Annotated in this window: 19 protein-coding genes; 10 read left to right on the top strand and 9 right to left on the bottom strand. The window is 73.1% G+C overall.

The window, feature by feature from the left end; all coding sequences use genetic code 11:
* Window positions 1-4 precede the first annotated feature (4 nt).
* From ilvN to serA, 3 genes are all read left to right on the top strand, one after another.
* Window positions 5-529: an acetolactate synthase small subunit gene (ilvN, locus tag ACPXCS_RS24370; protein WP_010048631.1), complete on the top strand. Its 525-nt coding sequence runs from the start codon at window positions 5-7 to the stop codon at window positions 527-529.
* Between the two features lie 121 nt (window positions 530-650).
* The gene (gene ilvC, locus ACPXCS_RS24365) at window positions 651-1649 is read left to right on the top strand and encodes a ketol-acid reductoisomerase (RefSeq protein WP_425947651.1); all 999 of its coding nucleotides are present in this window, start codon (window positions 651-653) and stop codon (window positions 1647-1649) included.
* 220 nt (window positions 1650-1869) lie between these two features.
* Window positions 1870-3459 carry a phosphoglycerate dehydrogenase gene (gene serA, locus ACPXCS_RS24360; RefSeq protein ID WP_425947652.1) on the top strand — a complete coding sequence of 530 codons (1590 nt, stop codon included), beginning with the start codon at window positions 1870-1872 and terminating at the stop codon, window positions 3457-3459.
* Between the two features lie 37 nt (window positions 3460-3496).
* Here serA and ACPXCS_RS24355 read toward each other — a convergent pair whose 3' ends face one another.
* The gene (locus ACPXCS_RS24355; protein ID WP_425947654.1) at window positions 3497-5053 is read right to left on the bottom strand and encodes an MFS transporter; all 1557 of its coding nucleotides are present in this window, start codon (window positions 5051-5053) and stop codon (window positions 3497-3499) included.
* 86 nt (window positions 5054-5139) lie between these two features.
* Here ACPXCS_RS24355 and ACPXCS_RS24350 point away from each other — a divergent pair, with 86 nt between their 5' ends.
* Window positions 5140-5718 carry a TetR/AcrR family transcriptional regulator gene (locus ACPXCS_RS24350; RefSeq protein WP_425947656.1) on the top strand — a complete coding sequence of 193 codons (579 nt, stop codon included), beginning with the start codon at window positions 5140-5142 and terminating at the stop codon, window positions 5716-5718.
* On the opposite strand, the gene ACPXCS_RS24345 is transcribed toward ACPXCS_RS24350, so the two are convergent.
* From ACPXCS_RS24345 to ACPXCS_RS24320, 6 genes are all read right to left on the bottom strand, one after another.
* Entirely contained in the window at window positions 5693-6385 is a 693-nt protein-coding gene (locus tag ACPXCS_RS24345) for an ATP-binding cassette domain-containing protein (RefSeq protein WP_425947658.1), read from the bottom strand. The two genes, ACPXCS_RS24350 and ACPXCS_RS24345, sit on opposite strands and share 26 nt — an antisense overlap.
* The gene (locus ACPXCS_RS24340) at window positions 6382-7350 is read right to left on the bottom strand and encodes an ABC transporter ATP-binding protein (RefSeq protein WP_425947660.1); all 969 of its coding nucleotides are present in this window, start codon (window positions 7348-7350) and stop codon (window positions 6382-6384) included. The genes ACPXCS_RS24345 and ACPXCS_RS24340 overlap by 4 nt, the downstream gene beginning before the upstream one ends.
* On the bottom strand, window positions 7340-9115 hold the full coding sequence (locus ACPXCS_RS24335) for an ABC transporter permease subunit (RefSeq protein ID WP_425947662.1): 1776 nt from the start codon (window positions 9113-9115) through the stop codon (window positions 7340-7342). The genes ACPXCS_RS24340 and ACPXCS_RS24335 overlap by 11 nt, the downstream gene beginning before the upstream one ends.
* Window positions 9112-10605, bottom strand: coding sequence for an ABC transporter substrate-binding protein (locus ACPXCS_RS24330; RefSeq protein WP_425947664.1), 1494 nt, complete (start codon window positions 10603-10605; stop codon window positions 9112-9114). Before ACPXCS_RS24330 ends, ACPXCS_RS24335 begins: the two co-directional genes overlap by 4 nt.
* Before the next feature lie 171 nt (window positions 10606-10776).
* Entirely contained in the window at window positions 10777-12063 is a 1287-nt protein-coding gene (locus ACPXCS_RS24325) for a vanadium-dependent haloperoxidase (RefSeq protein ID WP_425947666.1), read from the bottom strand.
* Between the two features lie 129 nt (window positions 12064-12192).
* The gene (locus tag ACPXCS_RS24320) at window positions 12193-13491 is read right to left on the bottom strand and encodes a PucR family transcriptional regulator (RefSeq protein ID WP_425947667.1); all 1299 of its coding nucleotides are present in this window, start codon (window positions 13489-13491) and stop codon (window positions 12193-12195) included.
* A gap of 152 nt (window positions 13492-13643) precedes the next feature.
* Here ACPXCS_RS24320 and ACPXCS_RS24315 point away from each other — a divergent pair, with 152 nt between their 5' ends.
* The 4 genes from ACPXCS_RS24315 (at window position 13644) to ACPXCS_RS24300 (ending at window position 17260) form a co-directional block, all read left to right on the top strand.
* Complete coding sequence (locus ACPXCS_RS24315) at window positions 13644-14570, top strand: proline dehydrogenase family protein (RefSeq protein WP_425947668.1); 927 nt, start codon at window positions 13644-13646, stop codon at window positions 14568-14570.
* A 37-nt stretch (window positions 14571-14607) separates the two neighbouring features.
* Window positions 14608-16239 carry an L-glutamate gamma-semialdehyde dehydrogenase gene (pruA, locus tag ACPXCS_RS24310; RefSeq protein ID WP_425947670.1) on the top strand — a complete coding sequence of 544 codons (1632 nt, stop codon included), beginning with the start codon at window positions 14608-14610 and terminating at the stop codon, window positions 16237-16239.
* A gap of 107 nt (window positions 16240-16346) precedes the next feature.
* Window positions 16347-16880 (top strand): GNAT family N-acetyltransferase, encoded by a 534-nt coding sequence (locus tag ACPXCS_RS24305; RefSeq protein ID WP_425947671.1) that lies wholly within the window; start codon window positions 16347-16349, stop codon window positions 16878-16880.
* Window positions 16881-17128: 248 nt separating this feature from the next.
* Window positions 17129-17260, top strand: a complete 132-nt coding sequence (locus ACPXCS_RS24300; protein ID WP_005479955.1) for a hypothetical protein — start codon at window positions 17129-17131, stop codon at window positions 17258-17260.
* Between the two features lie 49 nt (window positions 17261-17309).
* Here ACPXCS_RS24300 and ACPXCS_RS24295 read toward each other — a convergent pair whose 3' ends face one another.
* The gene (locus tag ACPXCS_RS24295; RefSeq protein ID WP_425947673.1) at window positions 17310-18887 is read right to left on the bottom strand and encodes a purple acid phosphatase family protein; all 1578 of its coding nucleotides are present in this window, start codon (window positions 18885-18887) and stop codon (window positions 17310-17312) included.
* 143 nt (window positions 18888-19030) lie between these two features.
* Between ACPXCS_RS24295 and ACPXCS_RS24290 the strand changes: the two genes are divergently transcribed.
* Both ACPXCS_RS24290 and ACPXCS_RS24285 read left to right on the top strand, forming a co-directional pair.
* Window positions 19031-20074, top strand: a complete 1044-nt coding sequence (locus tag ACPXCS_RS24290; protein ID WP_425947675.1) for a 3-isopropylmalate dehydrogenase — start codon at window positions 19031-19033, stop codon at window positions 20072-20074.
* 244 nt (window positions 20075-20318) lie between these two features.
* Window positions 20319-21407 carry a branched-chain amino acid aminotransferase gene (locus ACPXCS_RS24285; RefSeq protein ID WP_425947677.1) on the top strand — a complete coding sequence of 363 codons (1089 nt, stop codon included), beginning with the start codon at window positions 20319-20321 and terminating at the stop codon, window positions 21405-21407.
* 496 nt (window positions 21408-21903) lie between these two features.
* Here ACPXCS_RS24285 and ACPXCS_RS24280 read toward each other — a convergent pair whose 3' ends face one another.
* Entirely contained in the window at window positions 21904-23364 is a 1461-nt protein-coding gene (locus ACPXCS_RS24280) for a cytosine permease (protein ID WP_425947679.1), read from the bottom strand.
* Window positions 23365-23376 lie beyond the last annotated feature (12 nt).

The following is a 23376-nucleotide window of genomic DNA, read 5'->3' as shown; positions in this document are numbered from 1 at the left end:
GACCATGTCCAAGCACACGCTCTCCGTCCTGGTGGAGAACACCCCCGGCATCCTCGCCCGGATCGCCGCCCTGTTCTCCCGCCGCGGCTTCAACATCGACTCGCTCGCCGTCGGTGTCACCGAGCACCCCGACATCTCCCGCATCACCATCGTGGTCGGCGTGGAGGACCTGCCGCTGGAGCAGGTCACCAAGCAGCTCAACAAGCTCGTCAACGTGCTGAAGATCGTCGAGCTGGAACCCTCGCAGGCGGTGCAGCGCGAACTCGTCCTGGTGAAGGTGCGCGCCGACAACGAGACGCGCTCGCAGATCGTCGAGATCGTCCAGCTGTTCCGCGCCAAGACCGTCGACGTCTCCCCGGAGGCCGTCACCATCGAGGCCACCGGATCCGGCGAGAAGCTCTCCGCGATGCTCAAGATGCTGGAGCCGTACGGCATCAAGGAGCTCGTGCAGTCCGGCACGATCGCGATCGGCCGCGGCGCCCGTTCCATCACGGACCGGTCGCTGCGCGCCCTCGACCGGTCGGCGTAAGACGGGAAACGGGCGGTCGGCACGCCGTCGGCCGCCCGTATTCCGAGACCCTCAGACTTCCCTTCCGCCCCCCGTCATACGGTGGGACGCAACACCTGCACTCCCGAGGAGAGAACCCAAAGTGGCCGAGCTGTTCTACGACGCCGACGCCGACCTGTCCATCATCCAGGGCCGCAAGGTCGCGGTCATCGGGTACGGCAGCCAGGGCCACGCCCACGCGCTGTCGCTGCGCGACTCGGGTGTCGACGTCCGCGTCGGTCTGCACGAGGGCTCCACGTCCAAGGCCAAGGCCGAGGAGCAGGGCCTGCGCGTGGTGAGCCCGTCGGAGGCCGCCGCCGAGGCCGACGTCATCATGATCCTCGTCCCGGACCCCATCCAGGCGCAGGTCTACGAGGAGCACATCGCCCCGAACCTCAACGACGGCGACGCCCTGTTCTTCGGCCACGGCCTGAACATCCGCTACGGCTTCATCAAGCCCCCGGCCGGCGTGGACGTCTGCATGGTCGCCCCGAAGGGCCCGGGCCACCTGGTCCGCCGCCAGTACGAGGAGGGCCGCGGCGTTCCCTGCATCGCCGCCGTCGAGCAGGACGCCACGGGCAACGGCTTCCAGCTGGCCCTGTCCTACGCGAAGGGCATCGGCGGCACCCGCGCCGGCGTCATCAAGACGACCTTCACCGAGGAGACCGAGACCGACCTGTTCGGTGAGCAGGCCGTTCTGTGCGGTGGCACCGCGGCACTGGTCAAGGCGGGCTTCGAGACGCTGACCGAGGCCGGCTACCAGCCGGAGATCGCCTACTTCGAGTGCCTGCACGAGCTGAAGCTGATCGTGGACCTCATGTACGAGGGCGGCCTGGAGAAGATGCGCTGGTCGATCTCCGAGACCGCCGAGTGGGGCGACTACGTCACCGGCCCGCGCATCATCACGGACGCCACCAAGGCCGAGATGAAGAAGGTCCTCGCCGAGATCCAGGACGGCACGTTCGCCAAGAACTGGATGGACGAGTACCACGGCGGTCTGAAGAAGTACAACGAGTACAAGAAGCAGGACTCCGAGCACCTGCTGGAGACCACCGGCAAGGAGCTGCGCAAGCTCATGAGCTGGGTCGACGAGGAGGCGTGAGCCCTCGGGCCCGGCCGCGGCACCGACGCCGCGGCCGGGCCCTTTCTCGTCCGGGTGATCCTTGCGCAGAGACGTAAGACGCCCCCTGCCGCACCACTACACTGCTGCATATATACGCGTCAGGCCCACAGCGTCGTGCGTCTTCCACGCGGCAAGCACCCCTCCACCGCCTGCGGCCGTCGGGACGGCCGTCCGCAGCACTGGACTTGTGAGGACTCACGTGAGCTCGAAACCCGTCGTACTCATCGCTGAAGAGCTGTCGCCCGCCACCGTCGACGCCCTGGGCCCGGACTTCGAGATCCGGCACTGCAACGGCGCGGACCGAGCCGAGCTGCTCCCCGCCGTCGCCGAGGTGGACGCGATCCTGATCCGCTCGGCCACCAAGGTCGACGCCGAGGCGATCGCCGCCGCGAAGAAGCTGAAGGTCGTCGCACGAGCCGGCGTCGGCCTGGACAACGTGGACGTCTCCGCCGCCACCAAGGCCGGCGTGATGGTCGTCAACGCCCCCACCTCGAACATCGTGACCGCCGCCGAGCTGGCCTGCGGTCTGCTGCTCGCCACCGCCCGCAACATCCCGCAGGCCAACGCCGCGCTGAAGAACGGCGAGTGGAAGCGCAGCAAGTACACGGGTGTCGAGCTGGCCGAGAAGACCCTCGGCGTCGTCGGCCTCGGCCGCATCGGCGCGCTCGTCGCGCAGCGCATGTCGGCCTTCGGCATGAAGGTCGTCGCCTACGACCCCTACGTGCAGCCCGCCCGGGCCGCGCAGATGGGCGTCAAGGTGCTCTCGCTGGACGAGCTGCTGGAGGTCTCCGACTTCATCACCGTCCACCTTCCGAAGACGCCCGAGACCCTCGGCCTGATCGGTGACGAGGCGCTGCGCAAGGTCAAGCCCAGCGTGCGCATCGTCAACGCCGCGCGCGGCGGGATCGTCGACGAGGAGGCGCTGTACTCCGCCCTCAAGGAGGGCCGGGTCGCCGGTGCCGGTCTCGACGTGTACGCGAAGGAGCCCTGCACGGACTCCCCGCTGTTCGAGTTCGACCAGGTCGTCGCCACCCCGCACCTCGGTGCCTCCACGGACGAGGCGCAGGAGAAGGCCGGTATCGCCGTCGCCCGCTCGGTGCGCCTCGCCCTGGCCGGCGAGCTCGTGCCGGACGCGGTGAACGTGCAGGGCGGTGTCATCGCCGAGGACGTCAAGCCGGGGCTGCCGCTGGCCGAGCGCCTCGGCCGGATCTTCACCGCGCTCGCCGGTGAGGTCGCGGTCCGCCTCGACGTCGAGGTCTACGGCGAGATCACCCAGCACGACGTGAAGGTGCTGGAGCTCTCCGCCCTCAAGGGTGTCTTCGAGGACGTCGTCGACGAGACCGTGTCGTACGTGAACGCCCCGCTGTTCGCGCAGGAGCGCGGTGTCGAGGTGCGGCTGACCACCAGCTCCGAGGCGACCGAGCACCGCAACGTCGTCACGGTGCGCGGCACCCTCGCCGACGGCGAGGAGGTGTCGGTCTCCGGCACGCTGGCCGGCCCGAAGCACCTGCAGAAGATCGTCGCCGTCGGTGACTACGACGTGGACCTCGCGCTCGCCGACCACATGGTGGTGCTGCGCTACGAGGACCGCCCGGGTGTCGTCGGCACGGTCGGCCGCATCCTGGGCGAGGCGGGCATCAACATCGCCGGCATGCAGGTCGCGCGCGCCGCGGTCGGCGGCGAGGCGCTGGCCGTCCTCACCGTGGACGACACGGTGACCGCCGCGGTGCTGGCCGAGGTGGCCGCGGAGATCGGCGCCACGTCGGCCCGTTCGGTGAACCTGGCCTGACTTATGAGGGGGCCCGCCCAGGGCCCCCGTGCGTTCCTCACACGCCGGACGGGCTGAGCGACTCGGCCCGTCCGGCGTTCCGCGTCCCCGGCCCCGCGAAGCCGGGCACCCGCCGCAGCGTCAGCGCCGCGAAGACCGCCGCGCCCAGCAGGACCGCCGCCCCCGCCAGCGCCGCCCCGTTCATCCCGCTGGTGAAGGCCTGCCGGGCGGCCGTCGCCAGGGCGTCCCCCGCGCGCCCCGGCGACTGCTCGGCCACGGCCAGCGCGCCGCCCAGCGTCTCGTGGGCGGGAGCCGGGGCGGAGCCGGGCATCTCGTGTCGGTAGACCGCCGTCCCGATGGAGCCCAGGACCGCCATGCCCAGGGCGCCGCCGAACTCCGCGCCGGTCTCCATCAGGGACGAGGCCGTGGCTGCCCGTTCCACCGGCGCCGCGCCCAGGGCCAGGTCCATGACCTGGGTCGTCACCATCACGATGCCGAAGGCCAGGACGCCGCAGGCCGTCAGCACCAGGGCCATGGACCCGGGCCCGGCCAGGGCCAGCAGGACGTAACCGCTCGCCGAGACCAGGAACCCGGCCGTGACGACCGCGACGCGGGACAGTCCCCGGCGCACCAGCTGCGTGGCGACCGGGGCCGCCATGCCGATCGGCACCGAGGGGAGCAGGGCCCACAGCGAGGCCTCCAGCGCGCTCTTGCCGAGCACCGACTGGATGTACTGGGTCGTGAAGAACGCCGAGCCCATCATCGCGAACAGCGAGAGCAGGTTGAGCACGACGGCGGGCCCGAAGCCCCGGCCGTGGAAGAGGGCCGGCGGGATCATGGGGGAGGCCGCGGTGCGCTGGCGGTGCACGAACAGGGCGGCGAAGAGCAGGCCGACGGTGACCGAGACGACGTAGCGCACGTTCCAGCCCTCGGTGGTGATCTCCTTCAGGCCGTAGATCACCGGGAGCACCGCCGCCATGGACAGCGGGACGCTCAGCCCGTCGAAGCGGCCCGGGGAGGGGTCGCGCGACTCGGGGAGCAGGATCGGGCCGAGGATCAGCAGCAGGGCCATCGCCGGCAGGTTCACCAGGAAGACCGAGCCCCACCAGAACCACTCGACGAGCACCCCGCTCATCACCGAGCCGAGTGCGACGCCGCCGGTCATCACGCCGGTCCACAGGGCGATCGCCTTCGCCCGCTGCCCCGGGTCGGTGAACATCGTGCGCACCAGCGCCAGGGTGGAGGGCATCAGGGTCGCCCCGCCGATGCCGAGGACCGCGCGGGCCGCGATCAGGGCCTCGGGGCTGTGGGCGTACGCCGCCGCCAGGGAGGCCGCCCCGAAGGCGGCCGCCCCGATCAGCAGGAGCCGGCGGCGGCCGATCCGGTCGCCGAGGGCGCCCATCGTCATCAGCAGGCCGGCCAGGACGAAGGCGTAGATGTCGAAGATCCACAGCTGCTGCGTGCCGGAGGGCGCCAGGTCGGCGCTGATCTCCGGGACCGCGAAGTACAGGACGGAGACGTCCATCGAGACCAGGAGCAGCGGGAGCATGAGCACGCCCAGCGCGGTCCATTCGCGGCGGCCGGCGAGGGCGGGAGGGGACGGGTTCGTCGTCATGGGCAGGACTGTACGAGCGTCTTAAACGCTTGTCTAGTACGCTTGTTTAATACGCCTGTCTGGATCCAGGGGTAGGGTGGCGGGCCATGGGACACCGTGAGGATCTGCTGGCAGGGGCCCAGCGCTGCCTGCTGGCCAAGGGCTTCCTGCGCACCACCGCGCGCGACATCGTCAAGGAGTCGGGGACCAACCTGGCCTCGATCGGCTACCACTACGGCTCGAAGGACGCGCTGCTCGCGCAGGCCTACATCGAGATGGTGGAGGGGATGTCCGAGGCCTTCGAGGGCGGCGGTGAGCTGCGGGGCGCGCCGGGGTCGCTGGAGCGGTTCGCCGAGGTCTGGTCGAACATCATCGCGACCATGCGGGATCCGGGCTCGCTGTGGCGGCTCAGCACGGAGATCGTGGCCATGGGGGACCAGCTGCCCGAGGTGCGCGACCATCTCGCGCGGGCCCAGCGGGGCGGGGCGCGCGGCATCATCACGCTCTTCCACGGCGGGCACGAGGACGACGTCCCGGAGGAGCGGGTGGACACCCTCGGGTACTTCTACCTGACGCTGATGATGGGCCTCATGGCGCAGTGGACCTTCGACCCCGAGCGGGCGCCCGAGGCCGGGCAGCTCACCGAAGGGCTGCGCCAGATCATCGAGGCCGCCGCCGCGCAGTGATCCGCCCCGCGCGCATCTCCAGCACCCGGTCCGCGACGCGCCGGACGACCGCCCGGTCGTGGCAGATGAACAGATAGCCGAGGCCCAGGTCGTCCTGGAGGTCGGCGAGCAGGTTCAGCACGCCCGCGCGGACCGACGGGTCCAGTGACGACACCGGCTCGTCCAGGACCAGCAGCCGCGGGTCGCAGGCCAGGGCGCGGGCGATGCCGGCGCGCTGGCACTGGCCGCCGGAGAGTTCGTGCGGCCGGCGGTCGCCGTAGGCGGGGTCGAGGCCGACCCGGTCCAGGAGCTCGGCGACCCGGGCCGGACCGTCGACGGGGTGCCAGCGGCCCCGCACCTTCAGCGGCTCGGCGATGGCGTCCCGGATGCGGTGGCGAGGGCTGAGCGAGCCGTACGGGTCCTGGAGGACGGGCTGCATCCGGGGGCGCAGCGGGCGCAGCTCGCGCTCCGGCAGGGTGGTCAACTCCCGCCCTTCGAAACGGACTTCACCGGCGTCCGGGCGGCGCAGCTGGAGCACCGCGAGGGCGGTCGAGGACTTGCCGCAGCCGGACGGGCCGTTCAGGGCGAGGGTCTCGCCGGCTGCCAGGGAGAAAGAGACGCCGTCCACGGCGGTCACCCGGCCGTGGCGGACGACCAGGTCGCGGACGTCGAGCAGGGGATCACTCATGCGGGCTGCCGCTCCTCGGCGAACAACGGGGCCGCGGGATGGGGGAGTTCCTCCCAGCGGTGGCAGGCGATCAGACGGCCGTCGGCCGGGCGGGGCTCGGGTTCCGCCGTGCGGCAGACCTCGGCCGCCAGGGGGCAGCGCGGGGCGAAGGCGCAGCCCGGGGACAGTGTGCCCGGCGCGGGTGGCGCGCCGCGCAGGGCGGGCAGGCGGCGGCCCGGGGGCGCGTGCTGCGGGAGCGACGCCAGCAGCCCGGCCGTGTAGGGGGCGCGGGGCCGGGTCAGCACCGCGTCGGCCGGGCCGAGTTCGGCGAGGCGTCCCGCGTACATGACCAGCGCACGGTCCGCGTGCCCCTGGACGGCGTCCATGTCGTGGGTGACCAGGACCAGCGCGGCGCCGACCGCCGCACGCTGCTCGGCCAGCAGCCGCAGCACCTGGTCGCGGCGTTCCTCGTCCAGGGCGGTGGTGGGTTCGTCGGCGACGACGACGTCGGGGTCGTTGATCGTCGCCATGGCGATCACCGCGCGCTGCCGCATGCCGCCGGAGTACTCGTGCGGGTAGGCCCGTGCCCGGCGTGCCGCGTCCGGGATGCCGACGCGGTCCAGGGCCGCGACCGCCCGGGCCCGGGCCTCCTTGCGGGACACCCCGGCCACCGACCGTACGGCGGCCGCGAGTTGGTCGCCGACCGGGTGGACGGGGGACAGGGCGGACAGGGCGTCCTGCGGGACCAGCGAGATGCGCCGGCCGCGGTGGGCCGACAGGTCCGGGCTGATCGTGCCGCTCAGGGCCGCGCCGCGCGGCAGCATGCCCAGAAGGGCGCGGGCGGTGAGGGACTTGCCCGCTCCCGACTCGCCGACGATCGCCAGGACTTCACGGGGGCGGACGTCGAAGGACAGGCCGCGCACGGCCTCGACCCCGTCGAAGGCGATCCGCAAGCCGCGTACCGACAGCAGTGGTTCAGACTCCAACGGGGTTCTCCTTCCGGGCCGGAGCCGGGCTGGTGCGCGGGGTGGTGCGCGGGGTCCGGGGCCGCCGGGTGAGGGCGGCGCCCGACACCGCGAGGCCCGCCAGCAGAGCCAGCGCCACCGCCGGGGCGAGGGCCGCCCACGGGGCGCGTTCCACGTAGGCGCGGGACTCGTCGAGCAGCAGACCCCACTCGGGGGCGGGCGGCTGGGCGCCGAGGCCGAGGAAGCCCAGCGAGGCCAGGGCCAGCGCGATGCCCGGCAGGCGCAGCAGCGCGTGGCGGGCGACCGGGCCGGCCACCGACGGCAGGACGTGCCGGGTGAGGATCCACCACGGGCTCGCCCCGATGGCGTGCTGGGCGGTCAGGAACGCCGACGCCCGCACCTCCTGCACCAGCGCCGCCGCGTGCGCGGACAGGGCGGGCCAGGAGATCAGCGCGACCGCGAGGGCCGCCCCGCCGGTGCCGGGGCCGACGGCCGCGGCGACCAGGATGCCGACGATCACCGGGGGCAGGGCGTTGGCGATGTCCGCCGCGCCCTCCGCGATCCGGGGCAGGAAGCCCAGGGCGAGCGCGACCGCCAGGCTCAGCAGGCAGACGGCCGCCGCCGTGCCGACGGTGGAGGCGGCGCCGTGCCCGAGGCGGGCGAGGACGTCGCGGCCGAGTCCGTCGGTGCCGAGCGGGTGCGCCCGGGAGGGCGCGGCCAGGCGGACCGCGGTGTCGACGGTGTAGGGGTCGCGCAGCAGGCCCCAGCCGATGGTCACGGCGAGGACGGTGAACAGCGACAACGGAATCGCGGGACGGACGCGCACGGGCCGGGCCGGGGGCAGGGCCAGCGAGGCGTCCCGCAGGGCCGGGCCCAGCAGCCGCCGCCGGGCGAGCGCCGCGAACGCGCCCGTGACCAGACCGAGCGCGAGCAGCGCGAGCACCGCGCCCTGCAGCAGCGGAAGGTCCTGCGACTTGGCCGCTCCGAGCGCGGTACGGCCGATGCCCGGCACGGCGAACACCGTCTCCACGGCGACCGCGCCACCGGTGAGCCCGACGGCGACCATCCCGAACTGCGGGACCAGCGGCGGCAGGACGCGCCGCAGCGCCGCCCCCGCGATCCGCGCCCGGCTCACCCCGGCGCCCCGCCACAGCTCCGCCCACCGCTCGTCGAGCACGGCGGGCAGCGCGTCCGCGACCAGGCGGCCGAGCAGCCCGCCCGCGGGGACGCCGAGGGCCACGGCGGGCAGCACCATGTTCTGCGGGCCCACCCAGCCCGACGTCGGCAGCCACCCCAGCCACACACCGAAGACCAGCAGCGCGACCGTGGCCAGCAGGAACTCGGGCACGGCGGCCAGCATCGCGGCCCACGCCCCGGCCGAGGCCCGGCCCCGCGCCAGCGCCGGCGCGACCAGCGCGCACGCCAGCAGCAGGGCCACGCCCAGGGCGGCGCCCATCAGCGCCAGCGACACCTGGAGCCCGGAGACCACGGAGGGCAGCACCTCGGTGCCCGACACCCAGGACGTGCCGAGGTCCCCGCGCAGCAGGCCGGCGGCCCAGCCGCCCAGCAGGGACGACGGACCGGCGTCCAGGCCGAGATCCCGCCGGACGGATGCCAGGGCTTCCTCGGTCGGGTCCTGCTCGGCGGACCGGGCCCGCAGCACGGCCAGGGCCGGGTCACGGCCGGAGAGCCAGGGCAGCAGGCCGACGGCGGCCAGCACGGCGGCCAGGCAGAGCAGGCGGGTGAGCGCGGCGGCGCCGGCCGGGCGCGGTATGCGGGACCTCACTCGACGTGGGTGTCCGCCGTGACCAGCTCCCGCTCGCGCGGGTCGTGCGCGGCGCCGGAGACACCGGGCGCGTCGCCCTGGATCACGCGTTCGTGCAGCAGGGGCACGGCCGCGTCCGTGCCGAGGACGGCGGCCTCGGCGGCGACGACCGCCTTGCGCCGGGCTTCACCGGCCGGGGTCGTGCCGGCCTTCCGCAGGGCCTTGTCCACGGCCGGGTCGGCGAGTTGGGAGATGTTGAAGGAGCCGTCGGAGGCGAAGTCGCTGTGGAGATAGGCGGCCGGGTCGCCGGAGTCCAGGACGGTGGCGCGGGAGAGGATGAAGGCGTCGAACCGGCCCGCCAGGGCGTCGGACTCGATGTTGGCGTACTCGCGGATGTCGAGCTTCACCTTGAATCCGGCCTTCTGCAGCTGCTGTTGCAGTGCGGCGGCGACCTCGGGCAGTTCGGCGCGGTCGGTGAAGGTGCCGATGGTGACGGTCCTGCCGGCCGGGTCGCCGGCCTCGGTGCGCCGCACCGGCGTGCGCAGTCCGGCCGCCCAGGGCAGGGCGGGGCCGAGCAGTCCCTCGGCGACGTCGGCGCGTCCCTCGTACACGCCCTTCACGATCGACGCGGCGTCGACGGCCTCACGGGCCGCCGCCCGCAGCGCCGGGTCCTTGAAGACGCCCGTGCGGGTGTTCAGGTAGAGGGTGTTGGTGCGCGGCATCGGGACCTCGGTGATCAGGTCCTGGTCGAGGACGGCGGCCTGGGACACCGGCACGGCCTCCACGATGTCGGCCTCGCCGCTGCGCAGGGCGGCGGCACGGGCGGTGCCGTCCGGCACGAACCGGACGTCGATGCCGGGTGCCTTGGCCTTCTTCCCCCAGTAGCCGTCGTAGCGGTCGAGGGCGGCGGAGGAGGTGCCGTCGACCTCGGTCAGCTCGAAGGGGCCGGTGCCCGCGCCGACGGGGTTCACGGTCTTCCCGCGGTAGGCCCTGGCGGCCAGGATCGACAGCTGCGGGGAGCTGAGCCGCTGCGGGACCAGCGGGTCCTCGGTGGCGGTGGTGACGGTGACCCGGTCGCCGTCGGCCTTCGCGGTGAGGTCCACGCCGTCGAGGATGCGGGGCTTGGGGGAGGCCGCGGCGGCTCTGGTGAGGGAGGTGACGACGGCTTCGGCGGTGAGCGGCGTCCCGTCGTGGAAGGTGACGCCCCGGCGCAGGGTGAAGGTCCAGCTCCGGCCGGAACGCACCCACTTCGTGGCCAGCGCCGGCTCGGCGTCGCCGTCCGCGTCCAGCTCGACCAGGGTCTCCGCCGTGGACCAGCGCGACAGTTTGAAGGCGTCGTCCGACAGCGGGGACAGTCCCGAGCGCGGGGGCTGCATCATCGCGACGCGTATGCGGCCACCTCCCGCCCCGGAGTCGTCCGTGGCCGCCGGGCCGCCGGAGAAGCAGCCGGTGAGCAGGGCGGAGGCCGCGGTGAGGGCGACGAGGGGGAGGGGACGGACGGGGACGCGCACGGGGACACCTCGGTCAAGGCACAGTCAAGGGAAGGGCAATGGTTGAACGCGCCACGACCGTAGCATGATGACAATCATTTTCAGAAGTGTGCCCCTGGTCGGCCCCGGCTCGTCCTCAGGCCGCCCTTGGCTCGCCCGGCGGGTCGGCTCTCGCCTCGGGAGCCGGAGAGGTCAGGGAATCGGACGGAAGTACCTGCGCAGCGCCCAGTCGGCGAGCCGGCGACCCGTGGCCACGCCCACCTCGTCGGCCGTCCGGGTGTGGATCCCGCCCCAGACCCGGGCGTCGCTGACGTCCCGTTCGTAGTCGCGGGCCTGCCGGTAGTGGCGGGTCGTGCCGGTGGTGGCCGACCGGATGCGCAGGTCGACGCGGGAGGTGCCGAGGACGCCGGTCAGCATGCGCATCAGGGCGCCGCCCATGGTGGCGTGGCCGCTGAGGTAGTCGGGGTGCGCCGGGGTGGTGAGCAGCGGCTCCCAGCCGCGGTCGGGACGGGTCGCCGGGTTGCCGTCGGTGTCCGCCTCGCGGATCGCGGTGACGGGCCGCCAGGTGCCGTAGTGCAGTTTGGCGTCCCAGGCGGTGATGACGGCGTCCGCCTGGACCGTGTTGGCCGCCGCGTACAGACGCGCCGTCTCGGCGATGCCGAAGCCGTGCCGGATGGCGTGGTCGCCCAGGGCTCCCTGCAGATCGAGGGCGACGAAGTAGCGCGCGGTCTCCGTCTGCCCGGGCGTGCGGTGCGAGCCGGTCCGCCCTCCGTAGGCCGCCAGTTCGTGCAGGTCCTTGGCGTAGCGGGCGGAGCGGAGCGGGGGTGGCGGGCCGGGCCGGAACCGGCTCGGGGAGTCCACCAGCATGGGCCGCATCCTGCCGAGCCAGGCACTGGCGAAGGGCTCGTGCCCGGGCGGGGTGGGCCGCCAGACGCCGGGGCGCGGTGCGGCCGGGAAGGACACCGCGGCGCCGCGGCCGTCGTCGCGGCGGAGGGCGATGACATGGGCGGCGGCGCGCCGGCCGAACGCCACGCCCTCGTCCTCGGCTCGGCCGTCGGGGACCGTCGCGAGGGTGCCGGTGAGGGCGTCGTCCAGCCTGGGCGCGGCGCCGGGGAAGTGGTGGCGCAGCATCCGGTGCGCCGCCGCGGCCGCGGCCGCCGCCGAGGAGGCCGTTCGGGGCGCCCGGCCGTCCCACGCGTAGGGCGCGAAGCGGCCCTCGACGCCGACGACGGCGTTGTACACAGCGGCGGAGACGTACGCCTGCCAGACGAACGTCTCGGCCGGGCCCGGGCGGGCCTCGGCGTCGATGACGGCGTCGGCCGTGCGCATCCAGTCGACGACCACGGCGGCGCCGGATGCGTCCCGGTGGGCGTTCCCGCCCTCAGGGGCCGCCGTACGGCCGGGCCCGGCGCTCGCGTGGGGGACCGGGAGCGCGAGGGCCAGCACCCCGCAGGCCAGCCCCGCCACCGCCGTTCGCATGGCACAACGGGCACGTCGGTTCCGCACGTGAGCTCCTCCCAGCCGATGGCACACCGGGAGAACCGTGACCGTGCGGGGCGCGCGAGGGCACGCGTTCGTCGTACGAACCGCCCGTCCGGGCGACGGGTGTCACCCGGACGGGCCCGAGAACCCGCCGGGGGAGAGCCGCGCTCCCTTCAGCGCCATGTGCAGCAGCAGCCGGTCCTCGCCGTCGTCCAGGTCGAGGCCGGTCAGCTTCTCGATCCGGGACAGGCGGTAGTACAGGGTCTGGCGGTGGATGCCCAGCTCGGCGGCGGCCCGGGCGGCCTGTCCGGCGCAGTCCAGGTAGACCTCGGCGGTACGGGCGAGTTCCCGGTGGACGGGGGCGAGGAGCGGCCGCACGGCCGGGTCGCGGGCCACCTCCGGCGGCACCGCGGTGAGCAGCCGGAACGGCCCGATCGCCGCCCACTCGGCGACCGGTCCCAGCCGGGGCTCCGCCAGCACGGCACGGGCCGCCGCCGACGCCTGCCGCCAGGCCGTGCCCAGCCCGGCGAGGCCGGCCCCGGCCGTGGCGACACCGGCGGCCGGCCCGGCCGCTCCCCGCGTGCCGGCGCCCGACGCGGCGTGCGCCGGGTCGCCCGGGCCGCCCGCGCCGCGCGCCCGCTCCAGCAGGCGTGCCGCCGCCGTCGTCGCCGGAGTCAGGACGTCCGCCGAGCGCAGGCGGACCAGCACCGCCACGCACTGGGCCGCCGCCCCCCACGGCAGCGTGCACAGGGCCGCGGCGCCCGGCACGGTGCGCACCGACGGCGCGTCGTCGGGGTCGGCCGAGGGCCAGGGCGCGACACACACCACGGTGTGCGGCGCGTCGGCCCGCGGGCCGAGGGCCGTGCGCAGCTCCGCGACGGCCATGTCGTGCTGCCAGTCGCGCTCGGCGGTGAGGACCGCGCGCAGTTCCCGGCTGAGGTCGGCACCGTGCTGCGCCTCGTCAGCGAGCAGGGCGCCGATCCGGGCCGTCACCCCCATGGCGGCGGACAGCTGCCGCTCGCTCGGGCCGGGGTCGTCGTCCAGCAGCCAGACGTAGCCGTGGACCACGCCCCGGTGCCGCACGGGCAGGCAGATCCGGCCGCGGTACACGCCCGCCTCCGGAGTGGGCGGGATGCGGACCGGTGCCGTCGCCCGGGTGATGCCGAAGCCCTCGAACCAGGCCCGGACCGCGGCGGTCGAGCGGCGGGTGAGGATCGAGCGGGTGCGCACGGGGTCCAGGGCCGACGGATCGAGGTCGCCCTCGCTGTCGTACGCCCCGAAGGCGATCAGCTCGAAGTCCCGGTTCTCCAGTGTCGCGGGCGCGCCGAGCAGCTCCGAGATCTCGTCGACCAGCTCCTGGTAGTCACCCCTGTGTTCCGGCGTCACCCGGGCATTGTCCCCCACCGCGCCGCCGCCTTCATACATCTGTCTGAGATATGCGGCACGGATGCGTGACAGCTGTCGATGGCAGACGATCGGAGGGATCCTTAGGTTTCACGGTGGTTCTCCGTGCCGTACCCGAGGCATCATCCGCCTGGGATACGGCCCTCACGTTGCTTGTGCTCTGGAGGTGCCCCGTGCTGGGTCCCGTGATTCTCGCCGCGTCTCGCAGCGACCGGATGCGACGTCTGATCTCGGCGGCTCCGGTGACCAAGCAGGTCGTCGACCGTTTCATCCCGGGTGAGGACGTCGACGACATCGTCCCCGTCATCCGGGACCTCTCCGGGCAGGGCCTGGAGCTGACGATGGACGTCGTCGGCGAGGACATCACCAACCCGGCGCAGGCCGCCGCGGCCCGGGACGCCTACCTGGAGCTGATCGACCGCCTCAAGCCGCTGGAGCTCGGCACCCGCGCCGAGATGTCGGTGAAGCTGTCGATGTTCGGGCAAGCCCTCGAGGACGGCCACGAGCTGGCGCTGAAGAACGTCCGCCCGGTCGTCGAGGCCGCCGCCGAGATCGGCACCACGGTCACGCTGGACGCCGAGGACCACACCACCCTCGACTCGATGTTCGCCATCCACGAGGAGCTGCGGAAGGACTTCCCGCAGACCGGCTGCGTCATCCAGGCCTACCTCTTCCGCACCGAGGACGACGCCCGCCGCCTCGCCGCGAGCGGCAGCCGGGTCCGCCTGGTGAAGGGCGCCTACAAGGAGCCCGCCTCGGTCGCGTACCAGGACAAGCACGAGATCGACCGGGCGTACGTGCGGATCCTGCGCACGCTGATGGACGGAGAGGGGTACCCGATGATCGGGTCCCACGACCCGCGCCTGATCGCCATCGCCCAGGAACTCGCTCACCGGGCCGGGCGAAAGCCCGGCGACTACGAGTTCCAGATGCTCTACGGCATCCGCGCCGAGGAGCACCTCCGGCTGGCCGCCGAGGGCCACCGCATGCGCGTCTACACCGCGTACGGCACCGACTGGTACGGCTACTTCATGCGCCGTCTGGCGGAGAAGCCGGCCAACCTGCGCTTCTTCGCCCGAAGCATGCTCACCAAGGGCTGAGACCGAACCGCCGCTCAGTTAAGGAGTTACGGAAAACATGGACGCTGTGACCCAGGTCCCCACCCCCGTCAACGAGCCGGTGCACGGCTACGCCCCCGGCTCGCCCGAGCGGGCCCGGCTGGAGGCCAAGCTGAAGGAGCTGGCCGACAACCCGATCGACCTGCCCTGCACCATCGGCGGTGAGAAGCGGATGGGTGGCGGCGAGGCCTTCCAGGTCGTCCAGCCGCACAACCACAAGGCCGTGCTCGGCACGTACCGCAACGCCACGCAGGCCGACGCCCAGGACGCCATCGACGCGGCCCTGGCCGCCGCGCCCGCCTGGCGCGCGATGTCCTTCGACGACCGCGCGGCGATCATCCTGCGCGCCGCCGAGCTGCTGGCCGGCCCGTGGCGCGAGACGCTCGCCGCCTCCACCATGCTCGGCCAGTCCAAGACCGCCCAGCAGGCCGAGATCGACACGCCCTGCGAGCTGGTCGACTTCTGGCGCTTCAACGTCTCCTACGCCCGCCGGCTGCTGGCCGAGCAGCCCCCGGCCAACGCCCCCGGCGTGTGGAACCGTCTGGACCACCGTCCGCTGGAGGGCTTCGTCTACGCGATCACGCCCTTCAACTTCACCGCCATCGCGGGCAACCTGCCGACGGCCCCCGCCCTGATGGGCAACGTCGTCGTCTGGAAGCCGTCCCCGACGCAGACCCACGCCGCCGTGCTGCTGATGCAGCTGCTGGAGGAGGCCGGCCTGCCCAAGGGCGTCATCAACCTCGTCACCGGTGACGGCATCGAGGTCTCCAAGGTCGCCCTGGAGCACCGGGAGCTGGCCGGCATCCACTTCACCGGCTCGACCAAGACCTTCCAGTACCTGTGGAAGACGGTCGGCAACAACATCGAGAAGTACCGCACCTACCCGCGGCTGGTCGGCGAGACCGGCGGCAAGGACTTCCTCGTCGCCCACCCCTCGGCCGACCCGGCGATCCTGAAGACCGCCCTGACCCGCGGTGCCTTCGAGTACCAGGGCCAGAAGTGCAGCGCCACCTCGCGGGCGTACATCCCCGCCTCGATCTGGAACTCCGGCTTCAAGGAGGAGTTCGCGGCCGAGGTCGACGGCATCAGGATGGGTGACGTCACCGACCTGTCGAACTTCATCGGCGCCGTCATCGACGAGCGCGCCTTCGCCAAGAACAAGGCCGCCATCGACCGCGCCAAGGAGGACGCCTCCTGCACGATCGTCGCGGGCGGCACCTACGACGACTCCGAGGGGTACTTCGTCCGCCCGACCGTCATCGAGTGCACCGACCCGGACAACGAGGTGTTCCGCACCGAGTACTTCGGCCCGATCCTCGCGGTGCACGTCTACGAGGACGACCGGTACGACGAGATGCTCACCCAGATGGAGGCCGTCTCCGACTACGCCCTGACCGGCTCGGTCATCGCCAATGACCGCGCGGCCGCCGCGTACACGGCGAACAAGCTCCGCTACGCGGCCGGCAACTTCTACATCAACGACAAGTCCACCGGTGCCGTCGTCGGCCAGCAGCCCTTCGGCGGCGGCCGCGCCTCCGGCACCAACGACAAGGCCGGCGCCCCGCAGAACCTGATGCGCTGGACCCTGACCCGCGCCATCAAGGAGACGCTGGTCCCGCCGACCGACTACACCTACCCGCACATGGGCTGAGAAGCCGACGCACCGGCGGGCCGGGCCTGAGGGCCCGGCCCGCCGGCGTGTTCCGGGACGCCGGTCTCCCTCGCACACGGCGCCGGCGCCCTTCGCATACTGGAGCGATGACCACCCGAGTGCGCACCGACCACACCGCCCGGCTCACCCCGGCCGAACTCTCCGCCGTACGCGGCCTGCTGCACGACGCGTTCGACGGCGACTTCGGCGACGAGGACTGGGACCACACCCTGGGCGGCATGCACGCCCTGGTGCACGACGGGCACGGGCTCGCCGCGCACGGGGCGGTGGTCATGCGGCGGGCGCGGTACCGGGGGCGCTGGCTGCGCGTCGGCTACGTGGAGGGCGTCGCCGTGCGCCGCGACGTGCGGCGGCGCGGGCTCGGCGGCGCGGTCATGGGCGCCCTGGAGGAGATCGTCGTGCGCGCCTACGACGTCGGGGCCCTGTCCGCGAGCGACGACGGCGCCGCGCTGTACACGGCCCGCGGCTGGCGGCCCTGGCCCGGCCGGATCCACGCCCTCGGCCCGGACGGCGGTGTCCATCTGCCGGACGAGGAGGGCAGCACCCTCCTGTGGCCCGCGCCGGCGGCCGATCCCGGGGAGGAACTGGTCTTCGACTGGCGCGACGGGGACGTCCTGTAAGAATCAGCCCAGCTCAGCGCGGTGTGACCCGGTCGGCCGTCTCAGATAGTAGGAAGTCCGAGTAATTGTGGAGACAGACGCTCCGGTCTCCCTTAGCTTTGTAGGAGCCGAACGTCTCGCTCGACCAAGCGAATGGCGGTCGTGAGCCGGTCCCCGTGCAGGCAATCCCTGCGGCACCGCTCCCCGCCCCATCCGGCGTCTCGAAACTCTCCCCTTGCACTCCGTGCTGCCTAAGGAGCCGATGTCCCATGGCCGAGACGACCGTCCGCCGCCGAGTCCGTCACGTTTCCCGCACGACCGAGTCCGACCGCAAGAACGCCGCCGCCGCGCTCCAGCGCGCCCTCGACCGCAGGGACAACGGCGGATCCACCGGCCACTGAGCCGCACCGGTACCGGGAGCCGCGCCCGACCGGGGTGCGGCGGGGGGCCTCACGCCCCGCGCCGCACCTCGAAGTGGTCGATCCGCTCACCGCTCGACGCCACCGCCGACACCTCCAGCCTCGGCCTGGCCCCGCTCACCGCCTCCACCGAGAGGAACGAGAAGCCGCGGTAGCGCACCCGCGACCACTGCGCCGTCTCCGCCACCGTGTCCCGGGAGCGGGTCCAGCGGAAGGTGCCCACCGCCTCGTGGTCGGTGGTGTTGCCCTCGTAACTCTCCTTCACCCCGCCGGGGAAGCCGTACAGCTCCTTGCCGCCGCCGCCCGCGGTGACGTAGACGATCCCGTCCCTCCGCGGATCGGTGGTCCCGCCCACCGGAACCGGCCTGCCCACCTCGCCGTTCCGGATGGCGTCGGTCCGCTCGTACACGTGGTTGTGCCCGTTGACGACCAGGTCGACCTCGTGCCGGGCGAACAGCGGCAGCCACGCCGCGCGCACCCCGCCGTCGGAGGCGTGCGTCGACGTCGAGTACGCGCAGTGGTGGAAGAAGACGACGATGAAGTCGACGTCCCGCGCGGACCTCAACTCGCCGAGCTTGCGGTCCAGCCACCGCGTCTGCCTCCCCTCCGTGTAGCCGAAGTTGGCGGGGATCTCGTACGACACGTCGTTCGCGTCGAGCGCGACCACGCCGACGTTGCCGTAGGTGAAGGCGTACACGCCCGGTGCCGTCCGCGCGTCGAAGCCGCTCTCCGGCAGGGAGAACCGGGCGAGTTGACCGCCGTAGCCGTCGGGCGAGTACCAGGCCTCCATGTCGTGGTTGCCGGTCGTCACCATCCACGGCACCGACCGGGCCACCGGCTCGGTCTGCCTCAGGAACCGGTCCCACTGGCTCGCGTCGAACACGTCCGACTCCCTGCCCTTGCCGGTCGGGTCGGCGTAGCAGATGTCACCGGCGTGGAGGTGGAAGGCGGGCTTTCGCCGCAGCAGCGTACGGTCGTTGAGGACCGCCTCCTCGCCGACGCCCTGGTCGCCGAACGCGGTGAACACGAACCGCTCGGGCGGGCTCGCCGGCGCCGTGCGGAAGGACGTGACGGTCGACCGGTGCGGCGGCAGGGCCGGGTCGAAGCCCTCGTGGCCGACGCCGTAGTAGTACGTGGTGCCCGGGCGCAGGCCGTCCAGCGCCGCGTGCAGGTAGTACTGCTCGACCGCCGGGCGCACGCCCTGCAGGCCCGGGGTGCGCAGGTCGCGCAGCTCGGCCTCCACCTTGCGGCCGAGGTCGTCGGGGCGCAGGCCCACCCGGACGTAGGGCTTGCGCACCGCGAGCGGCACCTGCCAGGAGATCCGCATCTGCGTCCTGGGGTCGGCGCCGAAGGCGAGATGGCGGCCGAACGGCGTGACGTGGGCGCCGGGCGCCCGCGAGGTGCTCGGCGAGGGGCTCCTGGTCGCCGCGGCGCCGCCCCGCCCGTCGTCCGGGCCGGAGCCGCAGCCGGTCAGCAGCCCGCCGGCCACCGCGCCCGCGGTCACCAGGGTGCGCCGCCGCGACAGGCGGGTGCGCAGGTACTCGTGCTGCTCGGCCATGCTCATCCGGCCGGCGAGCTCGGGCGGGATGCCGAAGTGGGGGATCTCCATGTCCAGTGAACTTCCCAGCGGAGGCCAACGGCCGCACCACATACGGGTGAACGGCCGTCGACGGACGGGTGCGGTCACCCGGGCGGGTGTCCGCATCACGGACACCTCGTGTCATCCCATGGGACGAGGAGTAGGGTGCCCGCATGTCTCGCAGCATCAATCTCGCAGTGATCCCCGGTGACGGCATCGGCCAGGAGGTCGTGGCCGAAGGCCTGAAGGTCCTCTCCGCCGTCCTTCCGCAGGATGTGAAGCTGGAGACGAAGGAGTACGACTTCGGCGCCCGGCGCTACCACGCCACCGGTGAGACCCTCACCGAAGCCGACCTCGACGCGCTCAGGCAGCACGACGCCATCCTGCTCGGCGCGATCGGCGACCCCTCCGTGCCGTCCGGCGTCCTGGAGCGCGGCTTCCTGCTCAAGCTCCGCTTCGCCTTCGACCACCACGTCAACCTGCGGCCCTCGAAGCTGCTGCCGGGCGTGGAGACGCCCCTCAAGGGCGAGCCGGCCATCGACTTCGTCGTGGTCCGCGAGGGCACCGAGGGCCCGTACACCGGCAACGGCGGCACGATCCGCACGGGCACCGAGCACGAGGTCGCCACCGAGGTCTCCGTGAACACCGCCTTCGGTGTCGAGCGCGTGGTCCGGGACGCCTTCGCCCGTGCCCAGGCCCGCCCGCGCAAGAAGCTCGCACTGATCCACAAGAACAACGTGCTGACCTTCGCGGGCCACCTGTGGACGAACATCTTCAACAAGGTGGCCGCGGAGTTCCCCGAGGTCACCACCGAGTACATGCACGTCGACGCGGCCACCATCTACCTGGTCACGCAGCCCGAGCGGTTCGACGTCATCGTCACCGACAACCTCTTCGGCGACATCGTCACCGACCTCGCCGCGGCCGTCTCCGGCGGCATCGGCGTGGCGGCCTCCGGCAACATCAACCCGTCCGGAGAGTTCCCGTCCATGTTCGAGCCCGTGCACGGCTCGGCCCCGGACATCGCCGGCCAGGGCAAGGCCGACCCGACCGCCACCGTGCTGTCCGTCGCCCTGCTGCTGCGCCACCTCGGCCACGAGGCCGAGGCCGCCCGCATCGACGAGGCGGTCGCCGCCGACCTGTCGGAGCGCACCGGCAAGCCCGCCCGCTCCACCTCGGAGATCGGCGACGCCCTCGCCGTACGCGTAGCCGGCTGACCCGCCGCTGCCTCCTCCGCAAGCCGCCGGGTCGCATCCGCACCCGGCGGCTTCCGCATGTTCCCGCCGGGTGCCACCATCGACCACCGGGCCGGATTCACCCCGTTCCTTCCGCCGCCGCCCCCGGGCGATAATCGAACGCGAGGCCGCGGAATGAGGGAATGCTCGGACGTCCTAGCACTGGTCACCATCAGCGCGGTACCGAGCGCGGCCCGTCACTACAACCGGTGAAGGACATCAACCCATGACGACGCCCACGATCGAGCTCAAGCCCTCCGCCCACCCGCTGTCCGCCAGCGAGCGTGAGGCGATCCTGGCCAACCCCGGGTTCGGCCGCCACTTCACCGACCACATGGTGACGATCAAGTGGACGGAGGGCCGCGGCTGGCACGACGGCCAGCTCGTGCCGTACGCGCCGATCTCCCTCGACCCGGCCACCACGGTCCTGCACTACGCGCAGGAGATCTTCGAGGGTCTGAAGGCCTACCGCCGCCCCGACGGCTCGGTCGCCACGTTCCGCCCGGAGAAGAACGCCGAGCGGTTCCAGCGGTCCGCGCGCCGCCTGGCGATGCCGGAGCTTCCGGTCGAGACGTTCATCGAGGCGTGCGACGCGCTGGTGCGGCAGGACAAGGCGTGGGTGCCGGCGCACGGGGGCGAGGAGTCCCTCTACCTGCGCCCGTTCATGATCGCGACCGAGGTCGGGCTGGGTGTGAAGCCGGCCAACGAGTACCTGTTCCTGGTGATCGCCTCGCCGGCCGGCGCGTACTTCCCGGGCGGGGTCAAGCCGGTCTCCATCTGGGTCTCCGAGGACCGGGTGCGCGCCGTCCCCGGCGGCATGGGCGACGCGAAGACCGGCGGCAACTACGCGGCGTCCCTGCTGGCGCAGGCCGAGGCCGCGGCGAAGGGCTGCGACCAGGTCTGCTACCTCGACGCGGTGGAGCACACCTGGGTCGAGGAACTCGGGGGCATGAACCTGTACTTCGTGTACGGCGACAAGATCGTCACGCCGTCCCTCACCGGTTCGATCCTGGAGGGCGTCACGCGCGACTCCCTGCTCACCGTCGCCCGTGACCTCGGGTACGAGGCGGAGGAGGGCCGGGTCTCGGTCGAGCAGTGGCAGCGCGACTCCGAGAACGGGTCGCTGACCGAGGTGTTCGCCTGCGGTACGGCCGCGGTGATCACGCCGGTCGGTACGGTGAAGCGGGCCGGGGCCGAGTGGAAGCAGAGCGGGGGCGAGCCGGGCGAGGTCACGCTGCGGCTGCGGCAGGCCCTGCTCGACATCCAGCGGGGCACGGCCGAGGACAAGCACGGCTGGATGCACCAGCTGGGCTAGGCCCCCTCCTGGTCCCGGGGGCTCCGCCCCCGGACCCCCGGCCGTCGCCCACCCGCCACCGAATCGGCCGGACAGCAAGCCGGACCCGCCTCACGGACACCCGGTTTCCAGCCTCCGGCCTCGGTTTCCGGCCTTCGGCCCGGCTTCCGACCTCCGGCCCGGCTTCCGACCCGGTCTTCCGGCCTCCGGCCCGGGCCTTCGGCTTCCGGCCCGGTCTTCCGGCCTCCGGTCCCGGCCTCCGGTGCCAGTTTCCGGCTTCCGGCCCGGGCTTCCGGCCCGGGCTTCTGGCCTCCGGCCCGGGCCTTCGGCCTTCGGCCTCCGGTCCCGGTTTCCGGTTCCGGCCTCCGGCCTCCGGTCCCGGTTTCCGGTCCCGGCCTCCGGTCCCGGCCTCCGGTTTCCGGTCCCGGCCTCCGGTGCCAGTTTCCGGCCTCCGGCCCGGGCTTCCGGCTCGGATCGGGCTTGCGGCCTCGGCCTCGGTCGTCGCCCTCGCGATGCGTCACCGCGTCGCGTGCGGCGCGTCCTCCGCGCCGGCCCGGTGTGCGGGCGTCCCGTCCACCCCGGAGTCCCTTCCCGCGGACCCGGAGCCCGGGGTCGACAGCAGGTACGCCGTCCCTCCCACCAGGCCCGAGAGCAGGAAGCTCACGTCCACCCCGCCCGTCAGGGGCAGCAGCGGTCCCTGGTACGAGGGGAGGGACACCGCCAGGACGCCCGCCGTCGCGCCGGCCGCCCAGGAGAGGGTCGCGGGGACGTGCCAGCCGGCGCGGTACCAGTAGACGCCGCCCCGCGCGCGGCGGTTGAAGACCTGCAGGGCGTCCGCGTCGTAGACCCCGCCGCAGCGGGCGAAGCCGATGAGGGTGATGACCGCCCACGGTGTGCCGATCGCCGTCAGGAGCAGCACGAAGGACGTCATGGCGTCCTGCGCGGTCGAGTGGTAGTGCCCGGCGAAGACGGCGGCCGTGGCGACGAGGGCGACCGTGTACGTCGCCCTCGCCCGGGACGCGCGCGGCAGGATCGCGTCCAGGTCCAGGCCCATCGAGTACAGCATCAGGCCCGCGTTGCCGACCGAGCCCGCCGAGGCCGCGAGCAGCAGCGGGACCAGGTACCAGCCGGGGGCGGCGTCGACCAGCGGGCCCGCGTAGTCGAGGGCGGCCCGGGCCGCGTACGCCGTGAACGTGCCGAACAGCTGCGGCACCAGCAGGCCCAGCATCAGGCCCAGCCAGGTCGCGTGCAACACCCGGCGCGAGGAGTGGCGGGCCGGTGAGATGTAGCGGGTGTAGTCGCCGAGCAGTGTGATGAAGGCGATCGGGCCGGACAGCCCGGCCGCCACGGCCGCCAGCAGCCACGTCGGCCAGAATCCGCCCAGCAGGTAGCCGCCGGCCTCCGGCAGCGCGCCGGTCGTGAAGCCGGGGGCGTAGGCGATCACACCGAGGGCCAGCAGGGCCGTCATGCCGAACGCCAGGGCCCGGGACAGGGCGAGCAGCACCCGGTAGCCGTAGACCGCGCCCGCCACGGTCGCCGCCGCGAGCACCCCGTAGACGATCCCGTACGACAGGTCGTCCTGCGGCAGTCCGGCCAGCCGGCCCAGCACGCCCACCATCACGTCCCCGCCGATCCACACCGTCAGCGCGGTGTAGCCGAGGGCCAGCAGCAGCCCGACCACCGAGCCGACCAGCCGGCCCCTGACCCCGAACTGGGCGCCGGAGGACGTCGACAGATTGGTGCCCGTGCGCAGCGAGACCAGCGCCAGCGGAGCGGTGAGCACCACGCCCACCACCGTGCCCGCCACCACCGCGCCGACCGAGGACCACCAGTCCAGGCCGAAGGACGGCGGCAGCCAGCCGAAGACGATCACGCCCAGGCAGAGGTTGGAGCCGAGCAGGATCGAGACCAGGTCGCGTGGCCCGCTGGTGCGTTCCTCCTCGGGGATGGTGTCGACTCCGCGCTGTTCGATCGGCATGCTGTCTCCCTC

The organism is Streptomyces sp. DT190 (genome assembly GCF_049846985.1).
Classification (GTDB): domain Bacteria; phylum Actinomycetota; class Actinomycetes; order Streptomycetales; family Streptomycetaceae; genus Streptomyces.
The sequence above is the reverse complement of the archived record's forward strand: the minus strand, read 5'-3'. Positions and strand labels throughout refer to the sequence as shown.